The sequence below is a fragment of the Salinicola halophilus genome (assembly GCF_003206155.1).
GTDB classification, from domain to species: Bacteria; Pseudomonadota; Gammaproteobacteria; order Pseudomonadales; family Halomonadaceae; genus Salinicola; species Salinicola halophilus.
Genome location: NZ_PZJV01000007.1, coordinates 1 through 17203 on the forward strand (window position 1 = coordinate 1; position 17203 = coordinate 17203).

Sequence of the window (17203 nt, forward strand, 5' to 3'; positions counted from 1 at the left end):
TGCCCGCGCATGCCGGACGCGCTTGCGGCCATGCCACCCTGGGCCGGCTTACGTCAGGTCTAACCCCCACCCGATGATCTCCGTTCAGTTGTTTGTTGATCTCCCTTCTCGTGCATCCGCAGGCAGCGCGCCGGTTCTCTCGTGAACTAGGCTTGGTCGAAGAACGTGCCAACGGGAGTCACACGATGCTGGATCAACTACCTTCCCAGTTCACCGCCCTCGTTACCGGCGCCGGCGGCGGCATTGGGCGAGCGATGATCGAGCGCCTGCTCGAGACCACCGAGATCGGCAAGCTCTACGCGGTCTCGCGTAGTCGGCCGCCATTCGACGACACGCGTGTCATCGGGATCGAAGCGGACATCACCACGCCTGAGGGGCTCGCTCACGTTGGCGAATCCCTCGGCGGTGAACCCCTTCATCTGCTGTTCAATACGCTGGGAATGCTGCACGACTCATCGAGGGACATCGCGCCCGAAAAACGTCTGGAAGATCTGAACGCCACCGCGCTAGCGACGCTCTTTCACGTCAACGCCACCACACCGGCGCTCTTGATCCAGGCGCTCAATCGCTCGTTGAAGGGAAATCATCCAGCACTGATCGCCAGTCTCTCCGCGCGAGTGGGGTCGATCGAGGATAACGGCTTTGGCGGCTGGTATGGCTACAGGGCGAGCAAGGCGGCACACAACATGCTGCTGCGTACGGCAGCCATCGAACTTGCCCGCTACAACCGGCAGGCGACCGTACTTTGCCTTCACCCGGGCACCACGGACACGTCGCTCTCCGAACCGTTTCAAGCCAGCGTGCCGCCGGGCAAACTGTTCACGCCGACATTCGTTGCCGATTCGCTGCTGCAGGTGATGACGGATCGCCGCCCCGAGGAGAGCGGCAGTTTCTGGGACTGGGCCGGGAAGCCGATCCCCTGGTGATCGAGGCGTCGTCCGAAGACCTGCTAGACGATCGCTCTCAGCGCCTCGACGAGGCTCTTCATCTCGTCATTGGTACCGATGGAGATCCGCAGAAAATCCCTCAGGCCGTCACGATCGAAGTGACGCACCAGCACGCCGCGTTCGCGCAGACCGGCGAAGAGGGCGGCGCCCTCGTATCCCGGATGGCGCACGAATAGAAAGTTCGTCTGCGAGGGCAGTACTTCGAAGGAGAGCGCTTCCAGCTCACGGCGACTCCACTCCCGTGTCGCCATGACGCGTTCACAGCAGTCACGAAAGTGCGCCTCGTCGTCCAGCGCGGCGATCGCCACCTCGCTCGCCAGCATGTCGACGGGGTAGGAGTTGAACGAGTTCTTCACCCGCTCCAGCCCCTCGATCAGCTCTCTGGAGCCGATGGCGAAACCGAGGCGCAGCCCGGCCAGACTGCGTGACTTGGAGAGGGTGCCCGTCACCAGCAGATTCGGATGCTCATCGATCAGCGGCACCGCACTCTCACCGCCGAAATCCACGTAGGCCTCGTCGACCAGTACGACGCTGTCGCGAACCCGTTCGAGCAGCGAGCCGATCGCCTGGCGCGAATGGCCGTGACCGGTGGGCGCGTTGGGATTGGCGAAGATCACGCCACCGTTGTCCGCATCGAAGGCTTCGAGGGAAACCTCCCAGCGGTCGTCGAGCGCAATGGTGCGGTAATCAATGCCGTAGAGCTTGCAGTAAACGGGGTAGAAGCTGTAGCTGATTGCCGGCATCAGCAGCGGCGCGTCCTGGCAGAAGAACGCCTGAAAGGCGAGCGCCAGCACCTCGTCGGAGCCGTTCCCCACGAAAACCTGCTCGGGATCGACACCGTGTACGGTCGCAAGCGTTTGACGCAGTGCCAGCGAGTCCGGGTCCGGATAGCGGCGCAGCTGCGTGCGGTCGAACTCCGCCAGTACCCGCTCGACCCGCGGCGACGGCGGGTAGGGGTTTTCGTTGGTATTGAGCTTGATCAATCTCTCGCGCGGCTGCTCGCCCGGTACGTAGGGGGTCAGGGCGCGAACGGCGGGGCTCCAGAATCGACTCATGGTCTCTCGCGACGGGGAACGAAATGGTGACGGACGGAATGTCGTCATACTGGCCCTTGAGGTAACGCCGCGCAAGCTCGCGCCTAGGCTACTCGAAGGGTTGATTCGCCGCCCATCGGCCGCATCTATGGGGCACGCTACAACGAACCGGCATGCCGGATCCGTCACCGTTCATCGTGAGGATTCGGCCAGGACAAGGATTACCATGACTTACCCGAAACTGCTCTCTCCGATCACCATGGGCGACGTCGAACTGGACAATCGCGTGCTCATGGCGCCGCTCACCCGCGCGCGTACGCCGGACAGCATTCCCGGCGATCTGCAGGTCGAGTACTACGCCCAGCGCGCCGGGGCCGGCCTGATCATCAGCGAGGCGACCAACATCTCGCCGACCGCGCGCGGCTATGTCTATACCCCGGGCATCTGGACCGACGCCCAGGAAGCCGGCTGGCAGCGCGTGGTCAGCGCAGTCCATGATGCCGGCGGGCGCATCGCCCTGCAGCTCTGGCACGTGGGCCGCATCTCTCATGAGATCGTTCAGCCCGAGGGTCAGCAGCCAGTGGCGCCCAGTGCGCTGCGGGCCGAAGGCGCCAACTGCTTCGCCGAATTCGCCGACGGCAGCGCCGGGCAGCAGCCGACCAGTACGCCGCGAGCGCTCGAACTCGACGAGATCCCCGCACTGATCGACGACTACCGCCAGGCAACGCGTCGCGCCAAGCGCGCCGGCTTCGACATGGTGGAAGTCCATTCCGCCAACGCTTATTTGCTGCAGCAGTTCCTCGCCACTGGCAGCAACCAGCGCACCGACCGCTACGGTGGTAGCGTGGTCAATCGTGCCCGGCTACTGCTCGAGGTCGTCGACGCCGTCACCGCCGAGATCGGCAGTGGCCGCGTGGGCGTGCGCCTGTCGCCGTTCATCGAGATCTTCGGCCTCACCGACGACGAGCCCCAGGCGATGATGGATTATCTGGCTGGCGAGCTGGATCGTCGCGATATCGCCTATCTGCACGTCAACGAGCCCGACTGGACCGGCGAAGGTCCGCAGCTGACCGACGATTTCCGGCGTGATCTGCGTAGCCGGTTCTCCAACACGCTCATCTACTGCGGGCACTACACCGCCGAGCGTACGGAAAAGCTGATCGACGCCGGGTTGGGTGACGCCGCGGCGTTCGGACGGCCCTACATCGCCAATCCGGACCTGGTCGAGCGCTTCCGCCAGGATGCAGCACTCAACGAGCCGAATCCCGATACTTTCTATGGCGGCGGTGCCGAGGGCTACACCGACTACCCCAGGCTCGATCGCAGCTGATGACCGCGTAAGGCGAGGCGGCATGACGGTCGATCCGGAATCGCCACGGCATCGGCCGCAGGCGGGAATGGGATGTCAGGTGCCGCCGTTGCCGCTATTCTGTCAATCAGTGGCCGCCATCGCGGTCGGAATGGCCCAGAGTTAAGGAGAAGCGAAATGCAAATCAGGACGTTGCTGGCCAGCGCCGCCACGGTAGCCGTACTGGCCGGCTGTGCCAGCGGAGGCACCCAGACCGGGGCCGGTGGAAACGAGACGAGCGCCTCCGGCGCCACGACCACCTACCAGGGGACACTGCCGTGCCGCAGCTGCGACGGCATCGATCTGACCGTCGATCTCCACGGTAGTGAAACCGCGCAGGCGCAAGATCGTACTTTCGAACTCGAGGCCGACTACCGCAATCATCCCCAGAACCCGGACCCCGAAGAGTACGAGGGGCAGTGGGACGTGATGACCGGTACCGCCGTCGATCCTCAGGCGACAGTCTACGAACTGACGCCCGACGGCGAAGGTCAGGTCTACTACTTCCAGAAGATCGACGACCGCACACTCGAGCTGATCGACCCGCAGCGTCGCCAGTTTGAGAACGGCGAGATGCTACGCCTGACGCGCCAGTAACCGCGTCGAGTGGTAGCGAGGGCGGCCTTTGGCCGCCCTTTGTCTTTGTATGACGCACCATCGTCACGGCAACCGCGTGCCGGGACGGGGCCCACCGCTGCGCATGCGCGTCGCGACTGTTTCGATAGGGGAGATTCGGGTGGCCAAAGCGAAAAGCGCCTACGTTTGCACCGAGTGTGGCGCCGAATTCACCAAGTGGCAGGGGCAGTGCAGCAACTGCCGCGAATGGAACTCCCTGACCGAGATTCGTCTCGGTGCGTCCCGCCCCGGGGCGGGTAGTACCACACCCAGCGGGGGCGGCAGGGGCGGCTACGCGGGCGCGCTCACGCGGGAAGTGGTCGATCTGTCCGGCGTCGATCTCACCGAAGTGCCTCGGTTCAGCTCGACCTTCGCCGAGTTCGACCGAGTGCTCGGCGGCGGCCTCGTCCCCGGCTCTGCGGTACTGCTGGGCGGCCATCCCGGCGCCGGCAAGTCGACCCTGCTGTTGCAGACCGCCTGTCGCCTTGCGCAGACCAAGCGTGCGCTCTATGTCACCGGGGAGGAGTCGCTCTCCCAGGTCGCGATGCGGGCCCATCGTCTGCAGCTGCCGACCCAGGGGCTCAAGATGCTCGCCGAGACCAGCGTCGAGACCCTGCTTGCCGTGGCCAAACGCGAGCGCCCCGAAATCCTGATCATCGACTCCATTCAGACCATGCACCTCGAGGATATCGGCTCCGCCCCCGGCGGCGTCGCCCAGGTGCGCGAGTCCGCCGCGGCGCTGACTCGCTTCGCCAAGCAGACCAACACGGTGCTGCTGCTGGTCGGTCACGTCACCAAGGATGGCTCGCTCGCCGGGCCCAAGGTGCTCGAGCACATGATCGACGCCTCGCTGCTGCTCGAGGGCGGTAGCGACTCGCGTTTTCGTACCCTGCGCGGTCAGAAGAACCGCTTCGGCGCCGTCAACGAACTGGGCGTCTTCGCCATGCTCGAACTCGGCCTCAAGGAAGTGAAGAATCCCAGTGCGATCTTTCTCTCCCGAAGCGAGGAGCTCGCCGCCGGCAGCCTGGTCATGGTGGTCTGGGAGGGCACCCGGCCGCTTTTGGTCGAAGTCCAGGCGCTGCTCGATGAGTCGGCGCTGGGCAACCCGCGGCGTGTCGCCGTGGGGCTCGATCACAACCGGCTGGCCATGCTGCTCGCCGTGCTTCACAAGCACGGCGGGCTCTTCACCGGCGATCAGGACGTCTTTCTCAACGTGGTCGGCGGGGTCAAGGTGCTCGAGACCAGCGCCGACCTGGCGGTGCTGGTGGCGGTGGTGTCGAGCCTCAAGAATCAACCGCTGCCGCGCGAGCTGGTCGTGTTCGGCGAGGTGGGGCTTTCCGGCGAGATTCGCCCGGTGCCGAGCGGCCAGGAGCGTATCGTCGAAGCCGCCAAGCACGGTTTCACCCGCGCCATCGTGCCCAAGGGCAACGCGCCCAAGAAAGCGCCGCCGGGCATGGAGATCGTTGCCGTCGACAAGCTCGCCGAGGCGATCGAGGCGCTCTGAGTCCGCAGCGCTCCTCGGTTACACTGCACGCACTGACTTCATATCCCATCGATCGATCATTCACGCCGACGAGGAGCATCGCCATGAGCGCCATCCGTTTGACCCAGTACAGCCACGGCGCCGGCTGTGGCTGCAAGATCGCCCCCGACGTTCTCGATCGCATTCTCGCCAAGGCGGGACCGGGCGCCGGCGACAAACGGCTGATCGTCGGTAACCAGGGCCGGGAAGACGCCGCCGTCTATGATCTCGGCGACGGCCGCGGGCTGATCTCCACCACCGATTTCTTCATGCCCATCGTCGACGATCCATTCGACTTCGGCCGCATCGCCGCGACCAATGCCATCAGCGACGTCTATGCCATGGGCGGCGAGCCGATCATGGCGCTGGGCATTCTCGGCTGGCCGGTCGACAAGATCCCCGCCGAGGTGGCCGGTGACGTCGTCGCCGGCGCTCAGGCGGTGTGTCGCAAGCTCGGTCTGGCGCTCGCCGGCGGGCACTCCATCGACGCCCCCGAGCCGATCTTCGGCCTATCGGTCAACGGGCTGGTGGATCTCGACAACCTCAAGCTCAACAGCGGCGCCAAGCCGGGGGATCGGCTCTATCTCACCAAGCCGCTCGGCGTTGGCATCCTCACCACGGCCGAAAAGCAGGGCAAGCTCGAAGCCGGTCACCAAGGGCTGGCGCGAGAGACGATGCTGATCCCCAACGACATCGGCCAGGCGCTCGCCAAGGTGCAGGGCGTGCACGCCATGACCGACGTCACCGGTTTCGGACTCGCGGGCCATCTCAGCGAGGTCTGCGCGGCGAGCGGCGTCACCGCCCATATCGACTTCGGCCGTTTGCCGCGGCTTGCCGAGGCGGAAGCCTACCGCCGCCAGGGCGCCGTCCCCGGCGGTGCCGGACGCAATCGTGAAGCGGTCGGCGAGGCGCTGGCGAAGATGGACGAGGCGCACTGGCAGTGGCTTTGCGACCCGCAGACTTCCGGCGGCCTGCTGCTGGCGGTGGACCCGGCCTGGGCCGATGACGTCGAGCGGATCGGCCGCGATTACCGGCTGGATCTGCAGGCGTTCGGCGAGTGCCGCCAGGGCGGCGACGGCCAGGTACTGATCGAGGTGCGCGGTTGAAGCCGACGCCTGCTTCGTCCGACCGACTCGAGCGGCTCGATGCCGATCTGGCGCTGCTCGGCCGCCCGCTGATCGACGTCCGCGCGCCGATCGAGTTCGCCGCCGGCAGTCTGCCGGGCGCGCTCAATCTGCCACTGATGGATGACGACGAGCGGCGCGAGGTCGGCACTCGCTATCGCCATGCCGGCCAGCGTGCGGCCATAGAGCTGGGGAACAGCCTGGTCTCCGGCGAGCGCCGCGAACAGCGTCTCGAGGCGTGGTCACAGCAGATCCGCGAGGCACCCGACAGCGTGCTCTACTGCTTTCGCGGTGGGTTACGCTCGCAGACGGTTCAACAGTGGCTGGCCGAGCGGGGCTTCGACATACCGCGCATTCGCGGCGGCTGGAAAGCCATGCGCAACCGGATGATCGAGCGACTCGAGGCGCGAAGTCCCGGGCCGACGCTGCTGGTCGCGGGGCTTACCGGCTGCGCCAAGACCGCGCTGGTCAATCGTCTCGAGGGCGGGGTGGATCTCGAGGGACACGCTCGCCACAAGGGCTCCGCCTTCGGTCAGCATCCGCTGGCGGGACCGTCGCAGATCGACTTCGAACACGATCTGACGCTGGATCTGAGCCGTATCGCCGGCGGCCGCGTGGTCGAGGACGAGTCCCAGCGCATCGGCAGGCTGGCGATTCCCGCTGGTTTCTGGCAGGTGATGAAGGAGGCGCCGACGATCCGCGTCGAGATGCCGCTCGAATGGCGGCTGGAGCAGATCCGGCGGGACTACATCGAGGACCTCGTCGCACTCTATCATCGCCATTATGGCGCCTGGCTCGGCGAAGTCCTCTTTCGCAAGCAGCTCACGGGGGCGCTCAAACGGCTCGGCAAGCGTCTCGGCAGCGCCCGCTTGAACGATCTGCTCGCCGCCCAGCAGCTGGCCTTCGAGACCCAGTCGAGCCAGGGCGTCGTGGCGCACGACGCCTGGCTCGCGCCGCTGCTCGAGGATTACTACGACCCGATGTATCGCTATCAGCTCGAGACGCGGCCCCGGCGAACGCTTCACGTCGGTGACTGGCAGAGCTGTCTCGAATTCGCCCGTGACTGGCAGCAGCGTCACGCCGATGTCTGATCGAGGCTCAGGGGGCGGCCAGCCACTGCGTCAGCACGCGGTCGAGGGCCGCGGACTGTCGGTCGAAGCGCCGCGGGTCATCGAGTACGTCGGCGGGCAGTGAGGGTCGCGGGTTGCCGGCGGGATCGAACGACTCGAGCAAACGTTGCGTATGCGCGGCGTCGAGCTCGAGATGACACTGTAACGCGACCACGCGGCCGAGATCCCAGGCAAAACCCTGGACCGGGCCGTCGTCCGTGCTCCCGAGCGGCAGCGACGCATCCGGCAGGCCGAAGATGTCGCGATGCCAGAGTAGCGCTTCGAAGGTCTCGGGCAGATCGAACGGACTGGCGGGGTCGAGGGTGAGCGTTCGCCAACCGGCCTCGGGCACCACCGCTCGCGACACGATGGCGCCAAGCGCCTCGGCGATCAATCCGGCGCCGTAGCCGATCCCCAGCACCGGTTTGCGACTTCTGAGCGCACGGTCGACCAGCTTGCGCTCGCGCTTTTCCAGGGCCGGGTCGGGCGGTTCGAGGGCATCGAGCACGACCAGCGCGTCGCAGTTGTCGAGCGGCGGCGGTAACTCGCCCTCGTCCAGCCGGCAGTGGTTGTGGCTATGGCCCATGCCCTCGAGCCAGTCGGCGAGACGCGCGGGACCGAGAAGCGGACTGTGCTGAAGAAAGTAGATATGCATGATCGATTCATGATGGGGGCGCAAAGGCGCCGCCACAAGCCAGAGCGACACGAAAGGAAACGACAGCGATGCGTGCAGAGATTCTCGAGCAGATCTACACCATCGTCGCCTCGGTGCCACCGGGACGAGTGACCACTTACGGACGTATCGCCCGGATGACCGAAGGGGCGAGCGCTCGCTCCGTGGGGACCGCCATGCGAACGCTGCCGGCGGGGCATCAGCTGCCGTGGCATCGGGTGATCGGCGCCTCGCGACGGGTGGCGGACCACGACGGTGCTCGACGCCAGCGAGAGGCGCTGCAGGCCGAAGGTGTGCTGTTCGATGATGCCGGACGCGTTCCGGTCTCGCGGCTCTGGCCGGAGTGAGTTCGACGCCGTCGAGGCATGCAGGCGCCACCGCACGCTGACGCGCGGGAAAGAGATTCGGCGGATACACGTGCCGCCATCACCACAGGAGACAACATGGCCGAGACTCAGGCAGGCTTCAACGCACGACTGCGCAAGCTCGACCGGCGCCAGGGCATCGCCTTCATGGCCGCCGTCAGCGAGCGAATGGTGCCCAACTACGTGCTCTATGCGCACGTCAACGCCGCCGGGGATCCGGCGATGCTCTACAACGTCATCGACCTCGTGTGGGAGTCGCTCAACGTCAAGGCAGCGAAGATCGACTTCGACAAGCAGGCAGACAAATTGGCAGCGATCGAGCCGCCCGCCGAGGACGACAGTTTCGGTGCGCGGCGCGCCACCGAGACGATCATGGCAGTGACGACCCTGGTGGATGCCCTGCGCGCCGAGGCGCCGGAGGCGACGCTCGAGGTCAGTCGTGTCTCTCGCAACGGCGTTCGTGCGATGATCGAGATGAGCGAGGGCAGTGAAGACGCCGAGCAGCTCGACGCGCTGTGTCGCGAGCATCCGCTGATGCAGGACGAGCACGACTTTCAGGATGCGGTGCTGGAAGCGGTCGAGAACGGCGAGGCGCTGCGCGATCTGCGAACACTGGGGCGAAACGGCGGCATCAGCAATCTCGGGCTCACGCTGGATTGAGTCGCCAACCGGCGCACGTCGAGGACAGGCGCTTTTCAGACAAAGCCTGGGCCCGAAGATGTCGAGCGCCACGAGGCTGAGGCTCGGCGGAGCGGATCGGAATCGTTCGAGGAGAAGAGCATGGATCGACGTCTTGCGCTCGGCGCTCTGGGGCTCGCCACTCTGCTGCTGGCGGGCTGTCAAAGCCTTGGCGACAGGGAAGGGCACGACGCGCTACGCATCGAGCCGGTGGTCAAAAGTGCACACGAGCCGGGGTGTTCGGGAGACGGCTGCGCCACCGTCGAGGCGGCCTATCTTCGCTTTCCGGCGTTGCCGGCGCTGAGTGCCGAGCTGGAGCAGCGGCTGTTCGGCCTCGCCGGCGGCATCACCGACGGCAATGCTTCCCCTCGTGCGACATCGTTCGACGCATTCGCCGCGAGCGTCTTCGATGCCGCCGCCGTCGAGCCCCGCCGCGACGACGGCGTGCCCCGCTATGTCGTCGACCTGAAGGCGGCAATCGTTGCCGACAACCGACATACCCGAGTCGTCGAACTCGACGGCTATCTCTTCAGCGGCGGGGCGCACGGGCTACCGCTCACCGAGTACATGGTGATCGATCGCGACAGCCACCAGGTCGTCACCCTCGACGACATGCTGGTGCCCGGCCAGCGTCCGGCTTACGCGCGGGCGCTGACACGCGCGCACCAGCGCTGGACGACCGGTGACGAGATTCACGTCAACCCGAGGGACTGGCCGCTGTCGATCTCCGACAACGCGGCACCGCTGGCGGAGGGGCTTGCGGTCAAGTATCAGGTCTACGATCTCGGCCCCTACGCCATCGGCCAGCCGACGCTGACGATTCCTTACACCGAGCTCGAAGGGGTGCTACGAGCGCGCTATTTGCCGTGAATAGCGCAGCATCGGCACCAGAAACGCCGCTGCGATNNATCGCAGCGGCGTTTTCTATGATAGACGCAAGCAGGGGCCGAGCACGGCCTAGAGGCGCATCTCCAGGCCGTGCTCGGCCATGTAGCGCTTGGCGTCGGGGATCGTGTATTCGCCGAAGTGGAAGATACTGGCGGCGAGCACGGCGTCGGCGCCGCCCTCCCTCACGCCTGCGACCAGATGGTCGAGGTTGCCCACGCCGCCGGAAGCGATCACCGGCACTTCCACCGCATCACTGATGGCGCGGGTGACGCCGATATCGAAGCCCGCCTTGGTGCCGTCCCGGTCCATGCTGGTGAGCAGCAGCTCGCCCGCACCGTACGCCACCATCTTGCGTGCCCATTCGACGGCGTCGAGCCCGGTGGGGCGTCGCCCGCCGTGGGTGAAGATCTCCCAGCGCGGCGCTTCGTCGTCGCCGCTCACTCGCTTGGCGTCGATCGCCACCACGATGCACTGGCTGCCGAAGCGCTCGGCGGCTTCGCGGACAAAATCCGGATTCGTCACCGCGGCGGTGTTGATCGAGACCTTGTCGGCACCGGCGTTGAGCATGGTGCGGATGTCCTCGCAGCGGCGAATGCCGCCGCCGACCGTCAGCGGGATGAAGACTTCGCCGGCGATGCGCTCGACCATCTCCACCGTGGTGTCGCGATCCTCGTGACTCGCGGTGATGTCGAGAAAGGTGATTTCGTCAGCGCCCTGCTGGTTGTAGCGCTTGGCGATCTCCACCGGGTCACCGGCGTCGCGGATACCCAGAAAGTTGACGCCCTTGACCACGCGGCCGGCGTCGACGTCGAGACACGGGATGATGCGTTTGGCGAGCGTCATGTCTTGGCGCCTCCGGCGCGGATGCCATCGCTGAGCTGCTGGGCGTGGGCGACGTCGAGGGAGCCTTCGTAGATCGCCCGCCCGGTGATCGCGCCGATGATGCCGCTGTCGGCGACCTCGGCCAGCGCTCGGATGTCCTCGAGGTCGGTGACGCCGCCGGAGGCGATCACCGGCAGGCCGCCGTCGCGGGCGAGTGTCGCGGTGGCCTCGACGTTGACGCCCTGCATCATGCCGTCGCGGGCGATGTCGGTGTAGACGATCGAGGAGACGCCGTCGTCGCGAAAGCGCTGGGCGAGATCCACCGCCTTGACCGTGGAGACCTCCGCCCAGCCGTCGGTGGCGACGAAGCCGTCGCGGGCGTCGAGACCGACGATCACGCGGCCGGGGAATTCGCGGCACGCCTCGCCGACGAATTCGGGCTCCTTCACTGCCTTGGTGCCGATGATCACGTAGCCGACGCCGGCCTCGAGATAGTGCGCGATGGTGTCGAGGCTTCGAATGCCGCCACCGATCTGGATCGGCAGGTCGGGGTAGGCGCGGGCGATGGCGGTGACCGCCTCGCCGTTGACCGGCTTGCCCTCGAAGGCGCCGTTGAGATCGACCAGATGCAGCCGGCGCGCACCCGCCTCGACCCAGCGTGCCGCCATGGCGACCGGATCGTCGCCGTACGACGTCGCATCCTCCATGCGGCCCTGCTTGAGGCGCACGCACTGTCCGTCTTTGAGATCGATCGCGGGGATCACCAGCATGTTGTCGAATCCTTGTCTATACGGGCCACCCGGGGGCGGCTCGGTGTCGGGTCTTGTCGCCGAAACGGGCGCGGGCCGCGCCTAGGGGGCCCAGTTGACGAAATTTTCCAGCAGCTGCAGGCCGTCCCGTGCGCTCTTCTCGGGGTGGAACTGCACCGCAAAAACGGTGCCGCGGCCGGTCACCACGTGGGCGTCGACGCCGGCGTAGTCGGTGGCGCCGAAGATATCGCCCTCGAGGCCCGCCTCCACGTAGTAGCTGTGCACGAAGTAGAAACGTGCGCCATCTTCGATGCCGTCCCACAGCGGGTGGGCGTGGCGCTGGACCACGCGGTTCCAGCCCATGTGCGGCACCTTGAGGCGCTCACCGTCGGTACTGAGGAGACCGCGTCCGAAGTGTCTGACGCGGCCCGGCAGAAAGCCGAGGCAGTCGACACCGCCGTTCTCTTCGCTGCGCTCGAAGAGCATCTGCTGGCCGACGCAGATCCCCAGTAGCGGCTTGGCCTGTTCGTCGAGCAGCTCGGAGACCAGCCCGCGAAGCTCGGTGCGCTCGAGTTCGCCCATGCAGTCGCGAATCGCGCCCTGGCCCGGCAGCACTAGGCGCGAGGCGCCGCGAATGGCACGCGGGTCGCGGGTGATGGTCACGTTTTCGTGGGTGACGTGCTCGAGCGCCTTGGCGACGGAGTGAAGATTGCCCATGCCGTAGTCGATCACTGCGATCGTCATGACGCGCTCCTGTTGGCGAGGTGAATCGAAGTAATGAGCGCCGCTCGAGAGGCGCTCACAGGCTGCCCTTGGTCGAGGGCATCAGGCCGGCCATGCGGGGATCGGGCTCGACCGCCGCGCGCACGGCACGACCGAAGGCCTTGAAGATCGTCTCCGCCTGGTGGTGCGCGTTGAACCCCTTGAGGTTGTCGATGTGCAGCGTGACCTGGGCGTGATTGACGAAGCCCTGAAAGAATTCCCAGAAGAGCTGGGTATCGAGCTTGCCGATGGTGGCGCGAGTGAACGCGACGTCCATGAACAGGCCCGAGCGACCGGAGAAGTCGATCACCACCCGCGAGAGCGCTTCGTCCAGCGGCACGTAGGCGTGACCGTAGCGTCGGATGCCGCGCTTGTCGCCGATCGCCTGGGCGAACGCCTGACCCAGCGTGATGCCCAGATCCTCGACGGTGTGGTGATCGTCGATCTCGAGATCGCCCTTGGCATCGATGGTGAGATCGAGCATGCCGTGACGTGCGATCTGATCGAGCATGTGATCGAGAAAGGGGACGCCGGTCTGACATTCGAGGCGGCCGCTGCCGTCGAGATTCACCGTGACCGTGATCTGCGTTTCCTGCGTGTGGCGTGACACCGTGGCAGTGCGCTCGGACATGCGGGGGAGTCTCCCGGGACGGTTGGCGAGAATCGGCCATTATAGAGAATCGGCACCGGCATCCGCTACAATGGCGGGATTGCAGAGCGGCCTGGGCCGGGCCGTTCCATGGACAGGGGGTAGCAGGAGGCATGCCGCAAGCCGCGCGCGCGATCGAGTCGAATCACCGGAGTCAGCCCATCCCGTTCCCCGTCGGGGGCACGACCTGCTCGGCTAGCGGGCGGGAGGGCGCGGCATGAAAGGGCTGATCAGAGCGCTGCTGGCGGCGGTAGGGGTTCTCGGCATTCTCGTCGTCGTGGCGGTGGTCTACATCACGACGTTTTTCGATCCCAACGATCTCAAGCCCCGGCTGGTCCAGGCCGTTCGCGAGCAGAGCGGGCTGGAGCTTCGCCTCGACGGGCCACTCTCGTGGAGTTTCTACCCCCGGATCGGCGTCAGCGTCGAAGACGCCGAGGCGTGGTTGCCCGAGCAGTCTCGCGACGACGAGCCGTTCGTCGGCTTCGATCGCGCCGAGGTGAGCGTCGCCTTCGCGCCGCTGCTCACCGGCGATGTCGCCGTCGATGGCCTGATCCTCGACGGCATGCGCCTGAGTCTCGTACGGGGGGCCGATGGGCGGGGCAACTGGCAGGTGCTGCTCGACCGCCTTGCCGAGAACGATGCCGAGGGCGATACCGCCGACGCCCCCCGCCCCGCGACAGCGGGTCCGGGGCTGAGTTCGAGCGAGGACAAGCCGGTGGCGTTCGATGTCGCCAGCGTCAAGGTCGAGAACAGCCGCGTGCACTATGTCGATCTTCGCGATGTCGATCTTGGCGGCGCGACGGACGGCGAGACCGATAGCGCACGCGCCCTCGACGTCACGCTCGACGACCTGAGCCTCACCGGTACCAACGTCAGCCCGCGCGCGCCGTTCCCCGTCCAGCTCGCCTTCGACGTCTCCGGCGTCGCGCCGCGCCTCGAGGGGCACGTGCAATCCAAGGCGCGCATGAGCATGGATCTTGCCGCCGAGCGCTACACCTTCGAGAACGTCACGCTGGACGGCAACGCCCGCCTGCCCGAGGTGGCCGAGGCGCCGCAGACGCTCTCGCTCAAGATCGCCAACCTGCTTGCGGACACCCGCAATCGCCAGTACCGCGCCGACGGCGTTCAGCTCGACGCCGGGCTCTCCCTCTCCCAGTTGGAAGAGTCGCCGCTGTCGTTGACGCTCAAGCTCGATGCCGAGACCGACCTCGAGGCGCAGACGGCGCGGCTTGCCAACGTCGCACTCACCGGCGACGACGGCCTCGATCTCACCGGTAGCGCGACCTTCATCGATCTCGGAGACGAGCCCACCTATGACGGGCGGATGGCGCTGGCGCCGCTGGCGCTGCGAGACTGGTTGATCCGTTTCGGCCTCGACGTCGATACCGCCGACGCCGAGGCGCTGACCGCTCTGGCCGCGAACGCCAATTTCCGTGGCGATCTCTCCCGGGTCGATTTCGAGGATCTCGACCTGACGCTCGACGATACCGCTTTCGAAGGCGCGCTCGGGGCCCGCTTCGACGGCCGCGCGCTCCAGTTCGACCTTGCCGGCGACCGCCTCGATCTGGATGCCTACCTCGACCCTGACGGGGCGGTGCCGGCGGCTGCGACCCAGGATCAGCCCACCGAGACGGCCTGGCTCGGGGCGCTCGGCGTGGCCCCGGTCATGGCCGCTGCGGAACAGGTCGAGCTACTACCGGTGGCATGGCTCGCCGAACTGCGACAGCAGGGACGTCTGACGCTGGAAGCGCTGAAGCTGAAAGGCGCAATGCTCAACGACGTGACGTTGGAGACCAGCGGCAGTGACGGTCGCCAGCGCATCGACACCCTCGAGGCGTCGCTCTACGGCGGTACGCTGGAAGCGGCCAGTGCGCTGAATCTACGCAGGACGCCGATCGAATGGTCTTTCACCCAGCGGCTGGCGGGCAGCGAGGTCGCGCCGCTCGTCGAGGCGATCAGCGGCAAGCCATCGCCCTTGCGCGGCCGTCTCGATCTGCAGGGCGACTTCGATTCGCGTACCAACACGCTCGAAGGGCTCAAGCGCCACCTCGAAGGTCAGGCTGCCCTGAGCATCGACGACGGTGCCATGCTCGACGTCAACGTCTCGCGTCAGCTCTGTATGGCCGCGGCGGCGCTACAGGGGCGCGAGTCGAATCGGGAGTGGCGCGAGGACACCGCCTTCGACCGGCTTCGCGCCAGCGTCAGTGTCGATGAAGGGCGGGTCCACAACGACGATCTGGATATCGCCATTCCCGGTGTCTCGCTGACGGGACGGGGCGACGTCGATCTGATCGACCGCCGAATCGACTACCGCGCCGATGCCCGCTTTACCGACACTGCCGACGAAGCGGTCTGCCCGGTGAGCGAGCCGCTTTCGCGGGTCGCCTTTCCGGTCCGCTGTCGAGGCGATCTGGGTGGCGCGCCGGGGGAGTGGTGTGGCATCGACCGCGAGCTGCTGGGGAAACGACTGGCATCGCTCGCCGGCAATGAGCTGCGTCAGCGTGCCGGCGAACGGGTGAGCAGTGCGCTCGACGAGACTCTCGACGACGATACCCGAAACAAGATCGACGACGCGCTGGGCGAGGGGGCCTCTCGGGAGCTCGGCGATCGTATCCGGGGTCTATTCGACTGAGCCTGAGCGAAGCGCCAGTCTCTGCGCCGACGTCCGTTGGCGCTTCCGCCATTACCTGGCCGTTGTCTGCCGTACGTGACGGGCCTCTCACGTCCCGTTCTCTCGATGTCATGACTTCGTCGGCGAGCGCTCATTCGCTCGCGTTCGCCGGCCTGACAATCTTTGTTAAGAGGTGCCGTTTGGCCGAGATGGATCTGTCGGTGGAGGCGTTTCGACAGCGCGTCTTCACCTGGTTCGACCTGCACGGGCGAAAATCGCTGCCGTGGCAGTACGACAAGACCGCCTATCGCGTCTGGGTCTCCGAGATCATGCTGCAGCAGACCCAGGTCGCCACCGTCATTCCCTACTTCGAGCGCTTCATGGGGCGCTTTCCCGACGTCGAGTCGCTGGCGGCGGGATCGCAGGACGAGGTGCTGAGTCTCTGGACGGGGCTCGGTTACTACGCGCGAGCGCGAAACCTGCACAAGGCGGCGCAGGCCGTGGTGGCCGACCACGACGGCATCTTCCCCACCCACGACCTCGACGCCATGACCGCGCTGCCGGGCATCGGCCGCTCCACCGCGGGGGCGATCGTCAGCATCAGCACCGGCCGGCGCGCCGCGATCCTGGATGGCAACGTCAAGCGCGTGCTGGCAAGGCTGCATGCGGTCGAAGGCTGGCCGGGGCGAAACGAGGTCGCGGCCACGCTCTGGACGCTGGCGGAGCGCTACACGCCGGACGAACGCGCGGCGGACTACACCCAGGCGATGATGGACCTGGGGGCGATGATCTGCACCCGGGGCAAGCCGAGCTGTCTGCTCTGCCCCTTCGAGGACGTCTGTGTCGCCCACGCCCGGGGTGAAGAGCGGCAATACCCCGGCAGCAAGCCCAAGCGAGCGCTGCCGACGCGACAGACGCAGATGCTGCTGCTGCGCGATGACGCAGGGCGTGTTCTGCTGGAGAAGCGTCCGCCGAGCGGTCTCTGGGGTGGCCTGTGGGGCTTTCCCCAGTTCGATGATGAGGCCGCGCTGCACGACTGGCTGGCATGCCACTACCCTGGCGTGCATCTCAGCGAGCCGTGGCGGCCTTTCGTACACACCTTTACGCACTTCAGACTGGAGATCATCCCGCGGCCGGCGCGAATCGACGCACCGAGCGCCAGCCAAGCGGTCGGGGAAGCGACGACGCGCTGGATCGACCCCGACGACGTCGGCGACATCGGACTCGCCGCGCCGGTCAAGACGCTATTGAGCAAGGTGGCCCAGGCGCCGCTGCTCAACGACTAGACTCATCGACACACGTCACAG

At 66.5% G+C, this 17203-nt stretch carries 17 protein-coding genes; 11 read left to right on the forward strand and 6 right to left on the reverse strand.

Annotation, left to right across the window (positions count from 1 at the left end; translation table 11 throughout):
* Positions 1-185 precede the first annotated feature (185 nt).
* The gene (locus DOM33_RS14760; RefSeq protein WP_110670371.1) at positions 186-926 is read left to right on the forward strand and encodes an SDR family NAD(P)-dependent oxidoreductase; all 741 of its coding nucleotides are present in this window, start codon (positions 186-188) and stop codon (positions 924-926) included.
* 23 nt (positions 927-949) lie between these two features.
* On the opposite strand, the gene hisC is transcribed toward DOM33_RS14760, so the two are convergent.
* Positions 950-2002 (reverse strand): histidinol-phosphate transaminase, encoded by a 1053-nt coding sequence (gene hisC, locus DOM33_RS14765; RefSeq protein WP_110670373.1) that lies wholly within the window; start codon positions 2000-2002, stop codon positions 950-952.
* Between the two features lie 205 nt (positions 2003-2207).
* Here hisC and DOM33_RS14770 point away from each other — a divergent pair, with 205 nt between their 5' ends.
* The 5 genes from DOM33_RS14770 to mnmH all read left to right on the forward strand — a co-directional run bounded on the left by DOM33_RS14770 (position 2208) and on the right by mnmH (position 7681).
* Positions 2208-3311 (forward strand): alkene reductase, encoded by a 1104-nt coding sequence (locus DOM33_RS14770; protein WP_110670375.1) that lies wholly within the window; start codon positions 2208-2210, stop codon positions 3309-3311.
* Between the two features lie 156 nt (positions 3312-3467).
* Positions 3468-3926 (forward strand): copper resistance protein NlpE N-terminal domain-containing protein, encoded by a 459-nt coding sequence (locus DOM33_RS14775; protein ID WP_110670377.1) that lies wholly within the window; start codon positions 3468-3470, stop codon positions 3924-3926.
* Between the two features lie 139 nt (positions 3927-4065).
* Positions 4066-5448 carry a DNA repair protein RadA gene (radA, locus tag DOM33_RS14780; RefSeq protein WP_110670379.1) on the forward strand — a complete coding sequence of 461 codons (1383 nt, stop codon included), beginning with the start codon at positions 4066-4068 and terminating at the stop codon, positions 5446-5448.
* Between the two features lie 83 nt (positions 5449-5531).
* Positions 5532-6572, forward strand: a complete 1041-nt coding sequence (gene selD / locus DOM33_RS14785) for a selenide, water dikinase SelD (protein ID WP_110670381.1) — start codon at positions 5532-5534, stop codon at positions 6570-6572.
* Positions 6569-7681, forward strand: coding sequence for a tRNA 2-selenouridine(34) synthase MnmH (gene mnmH / locus DOM33_RS14790; RefSeq protein ID WP_110670383.1), 1113 nt, complete (start codon positions 6569-6571; stop codon positions 7679-7681). The genes selD and mnmH overlap by 4 nt, the downstream gene beginning before the upstream one ends.
* Positions 7682-7688: 7 nt before the next feature.
* Here mnmH and DOM33_RS14795 read toward each other — a convergent pair whose 3' ends face one another.
* Positions 7689-8354: a type 1 glutamine amidotransferase gene (locus DOM33_RS14795; protein ID WP_110670385.1), complete on the reverse strand. Its 666-nt coding sequence runs from the start codon at positions 8352-8354 to the stop codon at positions 7689-7691.
* 68 nt (positions 8355-8422) lie between these two features.
* Between DOM33_RS14795 and DOM33_RS14800 the strand changes: the two genes are divergently transcribed.
* From DOM33_RS14800 to DOM33_RS14810, 3 genes are all read left to right on the forward strand, one after another.
* Positions 8423-8719 (forward strand): MGMT family protein, encoded by a 297-nt coding sequence (locus DOM33_RS14800; protein WP_110670387.1) that lies wholly within the window; start codon positions 8423-8425, stop codon positions 8717-8719.
* A gap of 96 nt (positions 8720-8815) precedes the next feature.
* Entirely contained in the window at positions 8816-9397 is a 582-nt protein-coding gene (locus DOM33_RS14805; protein ID WP_110670389.1) for a YjaG family protein, read from the forward strand.
* A 120-nt stretch (positions 9398-9517) separates the two neighbouring features.
* Positions 9518-10285: an RsiV family protein gene (locus tag DOM33_RS14810; RefSeq protein ID WP_110670391.1), complete on the forward strand. Its 768-nt coding sequence runs from the start codon at positions 9518-9520 to the stop codon at positions 10283-10285.
* 87 nt (positions 10286-10372) lie between these two features.
* Here the strand turns inward: DOM33_RS14810 and hisF are convergent, their stop codons facing one another.
* The 4 genes from hisF to hisB form a co-directional block, all read right to left on the reverse strand.
* Positions 10373-11146 (reverse strand): imidazole glycerol phosphate synthase subunit HisF, encoded by a 774-nt coding sequence (hisF, locus tag DOM33_RS14815; RefSeq protein WP_110670393.1) that lies wholly within the window; start codon positions 11144-11146, stop codon positions 10373-10375.
* Positions 11143-11895: a 1-(5-phosphoribosyl)-5-[(5-phosphoribosylamino)methylideneamino]imidazole-4-carboxamide isomerase gene (gene hisA, locus DOM33_RS14820; RefSeq protein WP_110670395.1), complete on the reverse strand. Its 753-nt coding sequence runs from the start codon at positions 11893-11895 to the stop codon at positions 11143-11145. The genes hisF and hisA overlap by 4 nt, the downstream gene beginning before the upstream one ends.
* 81 nt (positions 11896-11976) lie before the next feature.
* Entirely contained in the window at positions 11977-12618 is a 642-nt protein-coding gene (hisH, locus tag DOM33_RS14825; protein WP_110670397.1) for an imidazole glycerol phosphate synthase subunit HisH, read from the reverse strand.
* Between the two features lie 55 nt (positions 12619-12673).
* Positions 12674-13267, reverse strand: coding sequence for an imidazoleglycerol-phosphate dehydratase HisB (gene hisB, locus DOM33_RS14830; RefSeq protein ID WP_110670399.1), 594 nt, complete (start codon positions 13265-13267; stop codon positions 12674-12676).
* A gap of 235 nt (positions 13268-13502) precedes the next feature.
* On the opposite strand from hisB, the gene DOM33_RS14835 reads away from it, so the two are divergent.
* Together DOM33_RS14835 and mutY are read left to right on the forward strand one after the other, a co-directional pair.
* Positions 13503-15917, forward strand: a complete 2415-nt coding sequence (locus DOM33_RS14835; protein ID WP_110670401.1) for an AsmA family protein — start codon at positions 13503-13505, stop codon at positions 15915-15917.
* A gap of 188 nt (positions 15918-16105) precedes the next feature.
* Positions 16106-17182: an A/G-specific adenine glycosylase gene (gene mutY, locus DOM33_RS14840; RefSeq protein ID WP_110670602.1), complete on the forward strand. Its 1077-nt coding sequence runs from the start codon at positions 16106-16108 to the stop codon at positions 17180-17182.
* The last annotated feature ends 21 nt before the right edge of the window (positions 17183-17203 follow it).

Excerpts from the sequence above, each read along its gene's own strand:
- DOM33_RS14760 (WP_110670371.1), top strand. The coding sequence starts at position 186 with ATGCTGGATCAACTACCTTCCCAGTTCACCGCCCTCGTTACCGGCGCC.
- hisC (WP_110670373.1), bottom strand. The coding sequence starts at position 2,002 with ATGAGTCGATTCTGGAGCCCCGCCGTTCGCGCCCTGACCCCCTACGTA.
- DOM33_RS14770 (WP_110670375.1), top strand. The coding sequence starts at position 2,208 with ATGACTTACCCGAAACTGCTCTCTCCGATCACCATGGGCGACGTCGAA.
- DOM33_RS14775 (WP_110670377.1), top strand. The coding sequence starts at position 3,468 with ATGCAAATCAGGACGTTGCTGGCCAGCGCCGCCACGGTAGCCGTACTG.
- selD (WP_110670381.1), top strand. The coding sequence starts at position 5,532 with ATGAGCGCCATCCGTTTGACCCAGTACAGCCACGGCGCCGGCTGTGGC.
- DOM33_RS14795 (WP_110670385.1), bottom strand. The coding sequence starts at position 8,354 with ATGCATATCTACTTTCTTCAGCACAGTCCGCTTCTCGGTCCCGCGCGT.
- DOM33_RS14800 (WP_110670387.1), top strand. The coding sequence starts at position 8,423 with ATGCGTGCAGAGATTCTCGAGCAGATCTACACCATCGTCGCCTCGGTG.
- DOM33_RS14805 (WP_110670389.1), top strand. The coding sequence starts at position 8,816 with ATGGCCGAGACTCAGGCAGGCTTCAACGCACGACTGCGCAAGCTCGAC.
- DOM33_RS14810 (WP_110670391.1), top strand. The coding sequence starts at position 9,518 with ATGGATCGACGTCTTGCGCTCGGCGCTCTGGGGCTCGCCACTCTGCTG.
- hisF (WP_110670393.1), bottom strand. The coding sequence starts at position 11,146 with ATGACGCTCGCCAAACGCATCATCCCGTGTCTCGACGTCGACGCCGGC.
- hisA (WP_110670395.1), bottom strand. The coding sequence starts at position 11,895 with ATGCTGGTGATCCCCGCGATCGATCTCAAAGACGGACAGTGCGTGCGC.
- hisH (WP_110670397.1), bottom strand. The coding sequence starts at position 12,618 with ATGACGATCGCAGTGATCGACTACGGCATGGGCAATCTTCACTCCGTC.
- hisB (WP_110670399.1), bottom strand. The coding sequence starts at position 13,267 with ATGTCCGAGCGCACTGCCACGGTGTCACGCCACACGCAGGAAACGCAG.
- DOM33_RS14835 (WP_110670401.1), top strand. The coding sequence starts at position 13,503 with ATGAAAGGGCTGATCAGAGCGCTGCTGGCGGCGGTAGGGGTTCTCGGC.
- mutY (WP_110670602.1), top strand. The coding sequence starts at position 16,106 with ATGGATCTGTCGGTGGAGGCGTTTCGACAGCGCGTCTTCACCTGGTTC.